At 58.6% G+C, this 13,593-nt stretch carries 10 protein-coding genes; 3 read left to right on the top strand and 7 right to left on the bottom strand.

What is annotated here, in order from left to right; all coding sequences use genetic code 11:
* Nucleotides 1-435: 435 nt before the first annotated feature.
* From GWQ29_RS18770 to GWQ29_RS18780, 3 genes are all read right to left on the bottom strand, one after another.
* On the bottom strand, nucleotides 436-1,539 hold the full coding sequence (locus GWQ29_RS18770) for a YdcF family protein (protein WP_096118830.1): 1,104 nt from the start codon (nucleotides 1,537-1,539) through the stop codon (nucleotides 436-438).
* Nucleotides 1,540-1,824: 285 nt separating this feature from the next.
* Nucleotides 1,825-3,045, bottom strand: coding sequence for an alpha/beta hydrolase (locus GWQ29_RS18775; RefSeq protein WP_275920057.1), 1,221 nt, complete (start codon nucleotides 3,043-3,045; stop codon nucleotides 1,825-1,827).
* A gap of 484 nt (nucleotides 3,046-3,529) precedes the next feature.
* Nucleotides 3,530-5,437, bottom strand: coding sequence for a PTS fructose transporter subunit EIIC (locus tag GWQ29_RS18780; protein ID WP_275920058.1), 1,908 nt, complete (start codon nucleotides 5,435-5,437; stop codon nucleotides 3,530-3,532).
* Nucleotides 5,438-6,145: 708 nt separating this feature from the next.
* Here GWQ29_RS18780 and GWQ29_RS18785 point away from each other — a divergent pair.
* Nucleotides 6,146-6,295: a hypothetical protein gene (locus GWQ29_RS18785; protein ID WP_021138017.1), complete on the top strand. Its 150-nt coding sequence runs from the start codon at nucleotides 6,146-6,148 to the stop codon at nucleotides 6,293-6,295.
* Between the two features lie 229 nt (nucleotides 6,296-6,524).
* On the opposite strand, the gene manA is transcribed toward GWQ29_RS18785, so the two are convergent.
* Nucleotides 6,525-7,724, bottom strand: a complete 1,200-nt coding sequence (gene manA / locus GWQ29_RS18790; protein WP_275920059.1) for a mannose-6-phosphate isomerase, class I — start codon at nucleotides 7,722-7,724, stop codon at nucleotides 6,525-6,527.
* Nucleotides 7,725-7,856: 132 nt separating this feature from the next.
* On the opposite strand from manA, the gene GWQ29_RS18795 reads away from it, so the two are divergent.
* Nucleotides 7,857-8,732, top strand: a complete 876-nt coding sequence (locus GWQ29_RS18795; RefSeq protein WP_275907336.1) for an AraC family transcriptional regulator — start codon at nucleotides 7,857-7,859, stop codon at nucleotides 8,730-8,732.
* A gap of 201 nt (nucleotides 8,733-8,933) precedes the next feature.
* Nucleotides 8,934-10,187: an NADP-dependent isocitrate dehydrogenase gene (gene icd / locus GWQ29_RS18800; RefSeq protein ID WP_005312750.1), complete on the top strand. Its 1,254-nt coding sequence runs from the start codon at nucleotides 8,934-8,936 to the stop codon at nucleotides 10,185-10,187.
* Between the two features lie 68 nt (nucleotides 10,188-10,255).
* Here the strand turns inward: icd and GWQ29_RS18805 are convergent, their stop codons facing one another.
* The 3 genes from GWQ29_RS18805 to dsdX form a co-directional block, all read right to left on the bottom strand.
* Complete coding sequence (locus GWQ29_RS18805; RefSeq protein ID WP_005312753.1) at nucleotides 10,256-10,432, bottom strand: hypothetical protein; 177 nt, start codon at nucleotides 10,430-10,432, stop codon at nucleotides 10,256-10,258.
* A gap of 340 nt (nucleotides 10,433-10,772) precedes the next feature.
* Nucleotides 10,773-12,104 (bottom strand): D-serine ammonia-lyase, encoded by a 1,332-nt coding sequence (locus GWQ29_RS18810; protein ID WP_275920060.1) that lies wholly within the window; start codon nucleotides 12,102-12,104, stop codon nucleotides 10,773-10,775.
* 17 nt (nucleotides 12,105-12,121) lie between these two features.
* On the bottom strand, nucleotides 12,122-13,459 hold the full coding sequence (gene dsdX, locus GWQ29_RS18815) for a D-serine transporter DsdX (RefSeq protein ID WP_275920061.1): 1,338 nt from the start codon (nucleotides 13,457-13,459) through the stop codon (nucleotides 12,122-12,124).
* Nucleotides 13,460-13,593: the final 134 nt, after the last annotated feature.

A 13,593-nucleotide genomic window follows, 5' to 3' on the forward strand; every position in this document is an offset into this window, starting at 1 on the left:
TGAACAAGATGAAATGCAGTGATTAATTGTGTGAAAATATTGCTGTTGTTTATATCAAAAGTAAATGAAAGGCATTAAATAAGAATATAGATAGTAACTGTTGTGTGCGGAACCATTATTTTCAATTTTATCACCCCTGCGCTATTAATTTAAAATGTGTAATTAAACAACAACTTAGGTTATTTTTTTTGGGTTTAGTTACCTTGTCTGCCAGGTTGCCAATATAGTTTTCAATATAGGCGACTTGATGATAGCCGCTATCTGCGGCTGCTGTTGCAGCCTGTATTTTGGTTGCCTTTTCGCCACGCTGGCGGCTTCTTGCTTTGGATGATAAATAATATAATAGTGAGCTGTCGCCATCCGGGCGAGAGCGGACCAAATAACAATGCCCACTCATGAAGTGGGCATGTTTATTTTCTGGCCGAGTGCTGGCTATTAGCGCTCCAGCAGGGGGGCGGAGCGGTAACTCCAGAGGCCATAGGTGCGCAGCGCATCGCGGTAGATGCCGAGCAGTTCGCTGTCGCTCACCTTGGCCAGTGCCGAGAGCGGCTTGTCCGGGTAGCTGACGCTGTCTATCTGGATCCCGGCGGGACCGCTCTGCCAGCAGGCGATCTCCAGCAGGGTCTGGCCGCGGCGAACGTGGCTGGCCGAGCTCACCAGGGTCGCATACTGGATCTGGTGACGGGCCAGGGCATAGCCGCTGTAGAGGGCATTTTCCACCGTGCTGGTGGCGTAGTTCTCCTCAATGATGCGCGAGCGATCTACCCCTTTCTTTACCAGCCAGTCGGCCATCAGCTTGCCTTCGGTCTGGCGGTTCTGGGGCACGCCACCTGTCAGTATGATCAGCGCAGACGGATTGGCCTGGGCCAGGGAGCGGGTGGTCTCCAGCCTGCCCAGCAGGATCTCGTGCATGCTGCCATCCGGGTTGAGGGCATACCCCAGGGTGACGATGGCTTGCCGCCCCTTTTTCTTTTCCCGGCCCTGACGCTCCTTGAGCGGAGTGGCATTGACTCTGTCTATGGTGTCAAAGATGCGTTTCAGATCGGCGGCGCGGCCGCTGTTGAGCTCGCTCACCCGCTTGAAATAGTCATCAGCCTTGCCCTGATTGCCTTTGAATCGCTGCCAGGTGGCGAGATAGGTGTTCAGATCCAGATCGTCCGGCGCCGTGCTGAGACCCTGCTCGAACAGTGTGATGGCCTTGTCCACGTTGCCGTTGTAAATCTGGGCGTTGGCTGCCGAGATCAACAGGTCGGTGCGGTAGGGTTCGAGCTGATAGGCCTGCAGCAGCAGTTCTGTGACCTGCTCCATGTTGCTCGGCATCTTGGCGGTGAACCCGGCAGTGGAGATGCGAGCCGGCGACTTGAAGACCTGCCAGGCATCCGCCAGCAGTTGATCAACCACCTGGCGCTTGCTGATGTACTGATCGTAATTTTGCTCCTTTTGCAGGGAGCGCACAGGGGCCGCCCAGGCATCGGAGGGGATAAACACTGGCAGCGCCAACAGGCTGGCCAGAGTCAGGGCAATCGCATTTTTCTTCATCATGGCGTTCCACCGAGGGTTAAGGGCACCAAGCCATTCCATCACCCGTAGGGGCTTTTTCAATAAAAACATCAACTTGGTGATTGCTTACTCTACTCCCTTTCAGATGAAAAAAACGTGAACCGCTTCGGTTATCGGGGGATGGGCTGTGGTGGTGCGGTCAAAGAGAGCAGCAAGGTCTGTGATGCAGAGCAAGAACCAATACCCATGCAGATACCGGGGCAGGGTGTGCTTGTCACCTGCCCCCCGACGTTTTGCCGGGGGGACGTGCTGTCGGTGCCGAGGTCACTCCGGCTTCGCGACCTTGTCGAACCAGGCTTTCCACTGGGGGACTGCGGTGGCGAAGGTGCCGCGATGGGTGGTCGGGCCGGTCGAGATGGCCTCGACGTTCTGGTTGCCCGATCCCATGGATTGGGCATACATCATCGCCATGCGACCGACTCCCGGTGTGATTGCCTCATCGGTTTCCCCGTAGTAGTTGCGTACCGGCGACTGTATGACCCAGCGGTAGGCGTGTGCTGAGCCGATCAGCTTGCCGAACGCCGAGTTGGCAAAATAGTGAGGGTCGAAATAGGCAGGGCGGATCAGCTTGTGCAGATCCGTGGTGATGTCGGACGGATTGAAGGGCTCTCTGTCATAAGCCTTCTTGGCAATGTCGTAATACTCGTCGGTCAGCAAGGAGCGGGCGAGCCCGGGTATGCCGTAGTAATGCTCGTAGGCAAAGGATGAGAGGATCATGATGCTGTTGAGCCAGACGGCATCGAACTTGCGCGGGTAGACCAGAAAACCCTGCATCAAGGCGTATACATCCAGCGGTGCGCTGGCGGTGGCGGCGCCGTCGACCTTGACCCCGGCCGCTTCGAGTTTCTCGAGGAAGGCCATGGTCACGAAGCCCCCCTGTGACCAGCCCGCCAGAAACAGCTTGTCGCTGACGATCTGCATGTGGGCGAGCACGGCGCGGCTGGCCATCAGCAGATCAAATGTGGCCTGTTGATGGCTGCCCTTGACCATATAGCCTTCAGGCTCGGTCGAGGTGCCGAGGCCAAAGTAGTCGGCACCGATGAGCAGGTACCCCTGACCCGCGAACTGCGCGATCATCAACTGGGTTTCCGGTGACTGATCGGCAAAGGAGGGCACCTCATTGTGACCATAGACGGTGCCGTGCTGATAGGAGACGGTCGGAAAGTCCTGGCCACCGGTGTCAGGCACAGCCAGCAGGCCAGAGGCCACTGTGGGTTTGTTGCCCATCTCGGGGATGACGGAGTGGTAGCTGATGCGATAGAGGCGCACGGCATTGCGTGCGGGTGTATACGAGACAGTGATGCCGGCAAAGGCCGGTGTGTCACGGGTCAGGATCTTGTTCAGCTGATCTTGATCCCAGCGTGCAATCAACTGGTATTGGATGCCTGACGTTACCTGAACCGGCTCGCTCTGTTGGGCGAACGCCGGTGATACGCCTATGTGCAAAAGCAGGGTAAAAATACCGAGACGAATCCAATTTCTCATCCTGAAGACTCCATTTTCCAGTAAAGATACGCAATGTGGCGCTGTTCATTGCCCGGCTTTCTGCGTCTGCAGGGCCTGGGTGTGCCAGCGTGAACACAAGGCAGAGACAGAGCCTGACCACCGTCAGTTTATTCCTGTTAGCCAGCCCAGTGTGATCCATCCGCGCCATGGATGCGACCCCCTTGAGGCTTGATTGCTCACTGCTCATGTCAAGGGCGAAGCCCGAAAGGGACAGCTGCGCGTGGTGATAATCGGTTCCCGATCATCCAATGGCCTGTTTGTTGATGGCACCCGGCATCTGGAGGGGGGGCGACTCACAATACAAGGCGAGGCCTGCCTGGTCAGGCTGATGCACGCTTCTGCAGATGGGGGCGATGATATGGCGGTTGGCGCTTCACTCCTGCGTTGCATTGAAAATGTAGGGATTGAAATAAACGGAGGGGCCCTCGGCCCCTCCTGTTGCACACCAGATAAGGGGGCCTCGTCAGGCCACTTTGCTGCCTGCCAGGGTGCGGGCCAGCAGCCCTTCCGGGTTGTGGATGGCCTCTCTGGTCTTCACATCGATAACCTCGATATTGGCGAAGCGCTCCCGGTTCTTGATGGCCACATCGTGGGCCAGGATGACACAGCGAGCGTTGGCTACGTCCTTGGCGCTAATGCGGTTGATGATGCCGTTGGCGCCCTGGGTCTCTACTTTCAGCTTGATACCTGCCTTGGCGGCCGCCTTTTGCAGGCTCTTGGCGGCGAGGAAGGTGTGGGCCACGCCGGACGGGCAGGCGGTGATGGCGAGCACGTCCGCTTCCCCTTCCGCTTCGATGATCTGATAGCCGCTATCGTCGGCTGTCACTGTCTCATCCTCGGTGACCGGCTTTTTCAGCAGGTTGACGATAAGGGCCGTGGTCAGGGCGCCGAGCACGGTTCCCAGGATATAACCCATCTTGCCTTCCACCACTGGTAGCACTATCCAGCCGCCCCAGGGGGCATGGTTGATGCTGTGCATCATGAAGCCTGTGATGTTGCCGACGATGCCGCCCGCGACGATTGCCGGAATGACGCGCACCGGGTCGGCGGCAGCAAAGGGAATGGCCCCCTCGCTGATGCCTATCATGCCCATGATGGCGGCCGCCTTGCCCGCTTCACGCTCTTCCTTCTTGTAACGACGCGGCGAGAGCAGGGTTGCCAGCGCCATGCCAAGCGGTGGCACGCAGATGGCGATACCGACCCCGCCCATCAGCCAGGGCTGGGTGTTGACCTGGGTCTGGGCGAACAGGGTCGCCACCTTGTTGACCGGGCCGCCCATGTCAAAGGCGGTCATGCCACCCAGGATGGCACCCAGCATCACCTTGCCGGAGCCCGCCATGCTGGAGAGCCAGTGGTTCATCCCCTCCATCATGGCGGCGATGGGCGCACCTATCACCCACATGACGATACCGCACACCAGGAAGGTACCGATCAGCGGATAGATGAAGATGGAGCCGAGCGAACTCATGGAGTCCGGTAGCTTTATTCGCTTGAGCTGATTGACGATGAGGCCGGCGATAAAGCCCACCAGGATGGCGCCGAGAAAACCTGTGTGGAACTGCTGCACCGCTATCCAGGAGCCGATCATGCCGGGCGCCAGGCCCGGTTTGTCCGCCATTGAATAGGCAATGTAGCCGCCGAGCACGGCGGTAAAGAGGGTGAGCCCCGCTATCCCCATGTCGGCCATGTCCTTGAGCACGCCTGCCTCGGGCACGGCGCCCTTGCCGCTCATCATCACCGAGAGTGACAGCAGCACGCCCCCTGCGACGATGAAGGGGATCATGTGGGAGGTGCCAAACAGCAGGTGCTGCTTGAGGGTATTGAGCTGGGCCTTGATGCTGCGATCCTGGGGCTCGGGCGCTTGGATTCGCGGTTGAGCTGTTGCCTCGGCGCGTACCGGCTGCTTGCCGGCTACGCTGGCAGGCGCCGTGGCCGCCAGCAGTGACAGCACTTCGGCCTTGCTGGTGGCTGCTTGCATCCGGGGGATAAAGCCGGGCTCCAGCAGCTTGGTGGAGAGCTCGGCCAGCACCTCGATATGGTGATTGGCGCCGCCCGCCGGGGAGGCAATCATGAAGAACAGTTTGGAGGCCAGCCCATCTTCGGCGCCGTAGTCGATCCCCTGCCGGCTGATGCCGATGACGATGGCGGGCTGCAACACGGCTTCGCTTTTGGCGTGGGGCAGGGCAACCCCCTGTTCAAAACCCGTGTTGTCGAGGTTTTCCCGTGCCCAGAGGTCGCGTACGAACTGATCCTGATTGCCTATCTTGCCGCAGGCTTTGAGCCGGGCGGCCAGTTCGACAAACAATCCCTGCTTGTCGTTGGCCGCTATGTCGAGGCAGATCAGTCCTTCATCTATCAAGGTGGTGAGCATAGGTGTCTCCTGGCTCTGCGAGCCCTGGTGATATGAGTAACGAATGGAGCAAACGATTGACCTGCCTATTGTTTCGCCCAAGCTATGTCACCGAAATCGGATATATGTGCCCTTTACTGGATTTTTGTGTCAATGCCCCGGCCCTGTGAGCAGGCTCGCACTTTGATTGTCAGGTGAGAGCTGGGCTGAATGGATTTAAATCTGTTTAAAAACAAGTACTTGATTATTTCTCTGGAATGATGGGCAAGAGGCGTTGCGGCTCCGCCCTCTTGCAAAAGGGGAGGTTGGGACGGGGTTTTGAACCCTTTAACCGTCTCTTGAATGTGAGCCGTTTGGCAAAAGTGCTGCCGGGGAGGGGGATCTTCTTTTGCCGTCTATGTCTGTATTGGCAAGCCGGGGCAAGGAAAGGAGGCCAGGCACAAGCTGTCGCAGAGGATTGGCCTCTTTGGGTATATGCATAGACCCTTGATATTGCAGCACAATCTGGGTGGGCAGAATGGTCATCTGCCAGCTTGGGGAGCATGGGCTGCATGGCTTCATAAGAAGCTATCACCCATTTTTTAGATTGGTTTAGAGATAATCAATCGTTTATTTCGTTGGGCAGTTATGGGGATCGGGGTGTCTGACTAGGTGAGCAGGTTGGCCAATAGCGCCGTCAGCCAGTCTTAACCTTGTCATGCTAACCCAATGATGTAAGGAGACATTCTGATGGAAACACTTGACCAGAAGATCGACACCATGCGTGAAGAGTTCAAGCAACAGGAGCTCAAGCAGGCCCACGACAAGTGGCAAGCCAGAGTCGATGAACTGCAACAGATACGGGCAGGGGAACGGCAACCGGATGAACTGGATGAGTAGCCGCTGATCCTGTCACTGGCCGATAGCCAAGCCAGTTGTCATCGTCATCAAGCAGAAAAGTACAACCCCCACAGCCCGCAAAGGAGGTGGGGGTTTTTATTAGTCAGGTGGTACACGTCATGCAGGGCAGGCTAACGGTGAAGATGATTTCCAAAGAAAAACAACAAGGGCCATCAGTGATGGCCCTTGTGCGTTTATTCAGTCATTGAACCCGTGCCGGGTTCACGCCTTAGCAGCGGTTGCCGGCGCGGGCGACCCGGCCTTCGGCCAGCAGCTGGTAGTGGCCGGTGGCAGCAGGGATAAAAGCGGACTGACCCTTCTCGAGGCGCAGCATCTCGTCGCCCTGCTTGAGCGTCGCAGTGCCATCGATGGCAAACAGGATCTCGGCACTGGCGGTGGTGAGCTGATGCTTGCCTGCCGGATAGACGCTGAAGGTGAAGTCCGGCACCGGCACATCGAAGTGCTGTACGGCACCCTCTACGCGGGGGGCCAGCAGGATCTGGTCATCTGGCTTGGGCAGGCAGCGGGTGCAATCCAGCAGCTCGGCCACGTCTATGTATTTGGGGGTGAGACCGGCGCGCAGCACATTGTCAGAGTTGGCCATGATCTCGAGGCCGGTACCGCGCACATAGGCGTGGGGGGTGCAGGCATCGAGGAACATGGCCTGACCCGGCTGCAAGGTCACGACGTTGAGCAAGAGCGGCGAGAAGAGTCCCACGTCCCCCGGGTACTGGGCGGCCAGGTTGGTGATGAGGGCAAAGGTTTCTTCATCCTGATGTGCGCTGGCGTAGGTTAGCAGGCCAGCCAGTGCCTCATCTTTGCGCTCATCGCTGAGGATCAGCAGCTGGTGGAAGAAGTGCTGCAGGCCAGTTTCATTCCGTGACTGGCGCAGCGCCTCGGCCAGGTCGGTCAGCACTGGCAGCGCCATGCGCTCGAACAGCGCCAGGATGGCGGGAATGGCACGAAAGCCGTTCATCGCCTGATAGGGGGTGAGGGCAAACACCAGCTCCGGCTTGTGATTGGGGTCTTTGTAGTTGCGATTGCCCGCCTTGATGGGGATGCCAGCGGCTTCTTCTTTGGCAAAGCCCGCTTCGGCCTGGGCTTTGCTCGGGTGTACCTGGATGGAGAGGGCCTTCTCGGCGCACAGCACCTTGAACAGGAACGGCAGGCTGCCGAAGCGGGTGACGGTGGCCTCACCCAGCACGGCGGCCGGGGCGGCATCGATCACCACCGAGAGCTTCTGCGTACTGCCCGCCAGGGTCACCTCGGAGCAGCCGTTGGGGTGGGCGCCCATCCACAGCTCGGCCTGGGGTTTGCCCGTCGGATTGGAGATGCCAAACAGTGTGGTGAGGGAGTCATGGCTGCCCCAGTCGTAACCTTGAATCGGATTTTGCATTAACAAAAAAGAGGGCAGATCGCGACTGCTCATAAGGGATGCCTCATTTAGTGTGAAGAAAGTCGGGTGAAGAAAAGGGTGGCATTGCTGCTGTGGGCCGGACTATAACATGGGCGGTTGTGGCCGCAGCAACCGCTTGCCTCTCTCTATTTGATCAGGATCAGCATGTCACTTATCTTTAGCCAACTGCTCGATGGCGCCCTTCATGAGCAGGCCCCTTTCGAGCAGATCTGGTTTGCCCAGGATCAGGGGGTGCCGCCCGGTTTCAGCTATCAGGTCAACTTTCCCCGCCTCGAACTGGTGTTCAGCGGCGAATACCTCAACCAGGTCTGGGACAAGGAGCTGGGCTGCAAGGAGATAAGCGTACTGCCGGGACAGGCGCTCTACATACCGCCCAATGGCTGGAACAAGCCACTGTGGACCACGGACTGCTCGGTGTTGAGCCTGCTGTTTGGCAAGCGCCAGCTAGGTTTCAGTCTGGTGAGCAAGCGGCGGGAAGACCCCGATTTTTTCGATGTGCAAAAGCACAGCATAATGGCGCGGGCCGGTCATGTGATCGAACACATACTGGCGGCGCTCAACGTGCTGACCGAGGATCCCGGCCGCTCCCCCACCGACAACCACCTGTTGCAGGCGTTGCTCACCAGTGCCCGCCAGCTGCTGGCGGAATCCGCCGCCGAGCGGCCAAGAGGGGCAGACCTGTTTCATGGCATCTGCATCTATATCCAGGAAAACTTTCACCGCCCCATCACCCGCGACTCCATCGCCCACCGCTTCAACGTCTCGGCCAGCCATCTCTCCCACCTGTTTCGCGAGCAGGGCCACATGCGCCTGGCCGATTACATCAGCTGGGTGCGGATCGACAGGGCCAAATTCATGCTGAAAAAGTACCGCTTCCGCCTTGAAGAGGTGGCGAGCCGCTGTGGTTACAGCGATGTGAACTATTTTTGCCGGGTGTTCAAGCAAAAGACCGGGCTGACCCCCTCACAGTACCGCTCCCTGAGTCAGCCGCAAGGGCAGGGGGATAGGCTGGTGGTATGAGTCATGCCGCCGTCTGGGCCCGAGTACAACAGGGTTTGATGGTGCCGAATATATGCAGGGGCGAGCGAGCCGGTCGCATTGTGATCCAGTACTCGACTATGGTCTGACATGCGTGCTCGCCATTTGATTATGAAAACGAATGGGCTAAGATGGCCGCGCGCAACTTACAGATTGATAACAAACGGAAGTTAGGAGATGCCGATGGAAAGCAAAGTAGTTATCCCGACCCAGGGCCAGAAAATCACAGTCGATGCCAACGGCAAGCTGCAGGTTCCCAACCATCCGATCATTCCGTTTATTGAAGGGGATGGCATCGGTGTGGACGTGACCCCGGCCATGTTGAATGTGGTCAATGCTGCGGTCGAGAAAGCCTACAAAGGCGAGCGCAAGATCGCCTGGATGGAGATCTATACCGGCGAGAAGTCGACTCATATCTATGGCGAAGGTGCCTGGCTGCCGGCCGAAACCCTGGATTTCATTCGTGAATATTGCGTGGCCATCAAGGGCCCGCTGACCACCCCGGTCGGTGGCGGTATTCGCTCCCTCAACGTGGCCCTGCGTCAGGAGCTGGATCTCTACATCTGCCTGCGCCCGGTCCGTTACTACGAAGGGACCCCGAGCCCGGTCAAGCGTCCTGACCTGACCGACATGGTGATCTTCCGCGAAAACGCCGAAGACATCTACGCCGGTATCGAGTGGAAGGCGGACAGCGATGAAGCCAAAAAGGTTATCGCCTTCCTGCAAAACGAGATGGGCGTGAAGAAAATTCGTTTCCCCGAGTCTTGCGGCATTGGCATCAAGCCCATGTCCAAGGCCGGTACCGAGCGTCTGGTGCGTGCCGCCATCGAGTATGCCATCGACAACGATCGCGACTCCGTGACCCTGGTGCACAAGGGCAACATCATGAAGTTCACCGAAGGTGCCTTCAAGGATTGGGGCTATGCCCTTGCCCAGAAAGAGTACGATGCCCAGCTCATCGACGGTGGCCCCTGGTGCTCCTTCAAGAACCCGAAAACCGGCAAGACTATCGTGGTCAAGGACGTCATCGCCGACGCCTTCCTGCAACAGATACTGCTGCGTCCGGCCGAGTACGACGTCATCGCCTGTATGAACCTCAACGGTGACTACATCTCCGACGCCCTGGCCGCTCAGGTTGGTGGTATCGGTATCGCGCCGGGTGCCAACATCGGCGACGGTGTGGCTCTGTTCGAGGCGACTCACGGCACTGCGCCCAAGTATGCCGGTCAGGACAAGGTCAACCCGGGTTCGCTGATCCTCTCCGCCGAGATGATGCTGCGCCACATGGGCTGGGTCGAAGCGGCCGATCTCATCATCAAGGGCATGGAAGCGGCCATCGCCAACAAGACGGTCACCTATGACTTCGAGCGTCTGATGGAAGGCGCCACCCTGCGCTCCTGCTCCCAGTTCGCCCAGGACATGGTCGATCAGATGTAAGCGGTAAGACTAAAATGCAAAACCGGCGCCATGAGCGCCGGTTTTTTATCGGTGAAGAGTCAAGTGGCTTACTGCGCTTGCTCTGCGTGTTGCTGATAGCGCTGCTGCCATTTGCTGCTTTCGGCTTCGTCACCCTGGGTCTGCCAGAACTCGCAGATGGAGTTGGCGAGCTCGGATGCCATGGCGTGATCTCCATCGCGGCGACTCATCAGATATTGTCCCAGCCAGCTTTGATATTGTTTCATTGCCCGATCTCCTTATCTAAGGTGCCCTTGGGTGTTGCCCGTCTGGTAAAACAGCCTCTCGACTGCGACCAGACCTGACTCAACCAGGTCACTGTTTTTCTGCGCACCTCTGTTCGTTGTTATCACCGGATTGGGTAGCGATCTCGCCGGATAACGGTGCGAACTGGGCGCAGATGTCAAAAAACGGACCCTATCTTATCACAAAATAACCAACTTGGGGGGATTGGCAGCCGCAGGAGGAGACGTGGCGTGCTCATGTTCAAGGCAAAGGATGTGCCATCTTGCTGATCCATGAAGAGAAAAACCCGCCAGAGTGGCGGGTTTATCGGGTGAAAAAAGATCAAATTTTGGCGGTAGTCAGGTATTTTTCCATCTCTTCGGCGGGCACCATGCCGCCGCCGGTAGCCCATACCAGATGGGTGGCCCGGGCCAGGGTAGCGGTATCGAAGCCGCGATCCGCCGGCCATTCGCGATCGGCCGCGATGCGCCACGGGCCCGGCATGCCGGCCAGGGCAGAGGGTTCGAGTTTGATCTGCTCATGCCGCGCCAGCAGCCCCAGCAGGTCATACATCTCCTGATCGCTCAGGGTATAGAAACCATCAAGCAGCCGCTCCATGGCGCGGCCGACGAAGCCGGATGCACGCCCCACCGCGAGGCCGTCGGCGGCGGTGAGATTGTCGATGCCCAGATCCTGCACCGCAATATTGTCGTGCAATCCTGTGTGGACCCCCAGCAACATGCAGGGGGAGTGGGTCGGTTCGGCAAACAGGCAGTGTACGTGGTCACCGAACGCGAGTTTCAGGCCAAAGGCCACGCCACCCGGGCCGCCGCCGACGCCGCAGGGCAGGTAGACGAACAGCGGGTGCTCGGCATCCACCTTGATGCCCATCTCATCGAACTGCTTTTTCACCCGCTCGCCCGCGACCGAGTAACCAAGGAACAGGGTGCGGGAGTTCTCGTCATCGATAAAGAAGCAGTTGGGGTCGCGTTCGGCCTCCTTGCGACCTTGCTCCACCGCCACCCCGTAATCTTCGGCGTATTCCACCACTATGACGCCGTGTTCGCGCAGCTTGCGCTTCTTCCACTCCCGCGCATCGGCGGACATGTGCACTGTGACGGTAAAGCCGAGCTTGGCGCTCATGATGCCGATGGACATGCCGAGGTTGCCGGTGGAGCCCACGGCAATGCTGTACTGGCCGAAGAACTGGCGGAACTCTTCGCTGAACAGCTTGCGATAGTCGTCTTCTTCGCACAGCAACCCGGCCTTGATCGCCAGCCGTTCGGCGTGGGTCAGCACCTCGTAGATGCCGCCGCGTGCCTTGATGGAGCCGGAGATGGGCAGATGGCTGTCTTTTTTCAGCAGCAACTTGCCGGTGACCTCGACGCCGTAGCGCGCATTGAGCGTTGCCTGCATCGCCGGGATGGCGGCGATCTCGGACTCCAGAATGCCCTTGCTGGCGCGGGTCTCGGGGAAGGCGTCGCACATGTAGGGGGCGAAGCGGGCAAGCCGGGCGGAGGCATCCGCCACATTGCTGCCATCCAGCCCCACATAGGGCAGGCCAACCGCCAGCGTGCTGGCCTTGGGGTTGAACCAGGTCACGGGCTCGAGTGCGATCAGGGATTGCACCAGCGGGAATTGGGTAATGAGTTGTTGGACGTCGATGTTTTTCATGGGATGTCTCGGTCTTGTTACACGATATAGGAGAGCAGGAAGGTACCGGCCAGCGCCATCAGGGAGGCGACAAAGGTGGCGGTAGTGTAGTACTTGAGCGTTTCGTTCAGGGTGGCGCCGCAATACTGCTTGACCAGCCAGAACAGGGAGTCGGTCACCATGGTGCAGCCGATGGCGCCGGAGCCGATGGCCAGCGTCATGATCTCGGGGCTGATGTTCGGGTAGTGCACCATGATGGGGGAGACGATAGCGGTGGCGCCCATCATGGCAACGGTAGCGGAGCCCACGGCGGCGTGCAGCACGATAGCCACCAGCCAGGCGAGCAGAATGGGGTGCATATCCAGTTGTGAGAGGATAGTGGCCAGACTATCGCCCAGGCCACTTGCCTTGAGCACCCCGTTGAAGGCGCCACCCGCACCGATGATGAGCAGAATGTTGGCGATGGAGGAGAAGCACTGCTCGGTCTGGTTCAGCAGCTCTTCCATCTTCATGTGCTGACGGATCCCCAGCACGTAGTAGGCGGTGAAGGCGGCGATGAACATGGCGGTGATGGGGTTGCCGATGAACTCCAGCAGGGTATAGAGGCCGCTTGCGTGATCCATGTTGAGCTCGGCCACCGTCTTGGCCAGCATCAGCAGTATGGGCAGCAGCACGGTGAAGAGGGAGGCGCCCAGGGTCGGGAGGCTTGCCTCGTCGCGCGCCTCTATATTCGCAAAGGCGGCGGGCACCTCCTTGAACGGCACCCGTTTGCCGAGCAGCTTCAGAAACAGCGGGCCGCCCACCAGGGAGGCAAACAGCCCGACCGCGAGACCGTAGACGATGACGGAACCTATGTCGGCACCCAGCTGATTGGTGACGTAGAGCGCGGCCGGGTGGGGCGGCACTATGCAGTGCACGGCCATCAGGGCGGTGCAGAGCGGGATGGCCAGCGTCAGCAGCGAGGTCCTGGTCTTGCGGGCGATGGAGAAGGCCAGCGGAATGAGCAGCACGACTCCCACTTCGACAAACAACGTAATACCACACACCAGACCGACCAACACCATGATCACCTGAGGCGAGAGCCAGCGGCACTTCTGCAGGGCGAGACCTATGCGCTCCGCCGCCCCCGATACCTCCATCATCTTGCCGAGTATGGTGCCAAGTCCGATGACTGCGGCGAGAAAGCCCAGCGTGCCGCCTATGCCCTCTTCCATGGCGTTTACCATCTTGACCGGGTTCATCCCCATCATGGTGCCGACATAGAAGCTCGCCAGCAGCAAAGCCAGGAAAGGATGTACCTTGCCCTTCACTATGGTGAAGACAATCAGAATGATGCTAGTCAGCAAGGTACCGACGACCCACACTTCAGAATTCATACTGCGCCTCTATGTGTCATGAGTGATGATGTAGGCGCCTATTGAATGAAAATGACGGGCGGCTGACAAATGATGAAAATGGCGTCTTGAGTGATCCAGGTTGATGCAAAGGTGCCACATTCATCACATTTATC

This window comes from Aeromonas sp. 2HA2 (genome assembly GCF_029237345.1).
Lineage (GTDB): Bacteria > Pseudomonadota > Gammaproteobacteria > Enterobacterales > Aeromonadaceae > Aeromonas > Aeromonas salmonicida.

What these genes read in the sequence shown, in the direction of transcription:
- dsdX (WP_275920061.1), bottom strand. Translation starts at nt 13,459, where the DNA reads ATGAATTCTGAAGTGTGGGTCGTCGGTACCTTGCTGACTAGCATCATT.
- GWQ29_RS18785 (WP_021138017.1), top strand. Translation starts at nt 6,146, where the DNA reads ATGGAAACACTTGACCAGAAGATCGACACCATGCGTGAAGAGTTCAAG.
- icd (WP_005312750.1), top strand. Translation starts at nt 8,934, where the DNA reads ATGGAAAGCAAAGTAGTTATCCCGACCCAGGGCCAGAAAATCACAGTC.
- GWQ29_RS18775 (WP_275920057.1), bottom strand. Translation starts at nt 3,045, where the DNA reads ATGAGAAATTGGATTCGTCTCGGTATTTTTACCCTGCTTTTGCACATA.
- GWQ29_RS18805 (WP_005312753.1), bottom strand. Translation starts at nt 10,432, where the DNA reads ATGAAACAATATCAAAGCTGGCTGGGACAATATCTGATGAGTCGCCGC.
- GWQ29_RS18770 (WP_096118830.1), bottom strand. Translation starts at nt 1,539, where the DNA reads ATGAAGAAAAATGCGATTGCCCTGACTCTGGCCAGCCTGTTGGCGCTG.
- GWQ29_RS18795 (WP_275907336.1), top strand. Translation starts at nt 7,857, where the DNA reads ATGTCACTTATCTTTAGCCAACTGCTCGATGGCGCCCTTCATGAGCAG.
- manA (WP_275920059.1), bottom strand. Translation starts at nt 7,724, where the DNA reads ATGAGCAGTCGCGATCTGCCCTCTTTTTTGTTAATGCAAAATCCGATT.
- GWQ29_RS18810 (WP_275920060.1), bottom strand. Translation starts at nt 12,104, where the DNA reads ATGAAAAACATCGACGTCCAACAACTCATTACCCAATTCCCGCTGGTG.
- GWQ29_RS18780 (WP_275920058.1), bottom strand. Translation starts at nt 5,437, where the DNA reads ATGCTCACCACCTTGATAGATGAAGGACTGATCTGCCTCGACATAGCG.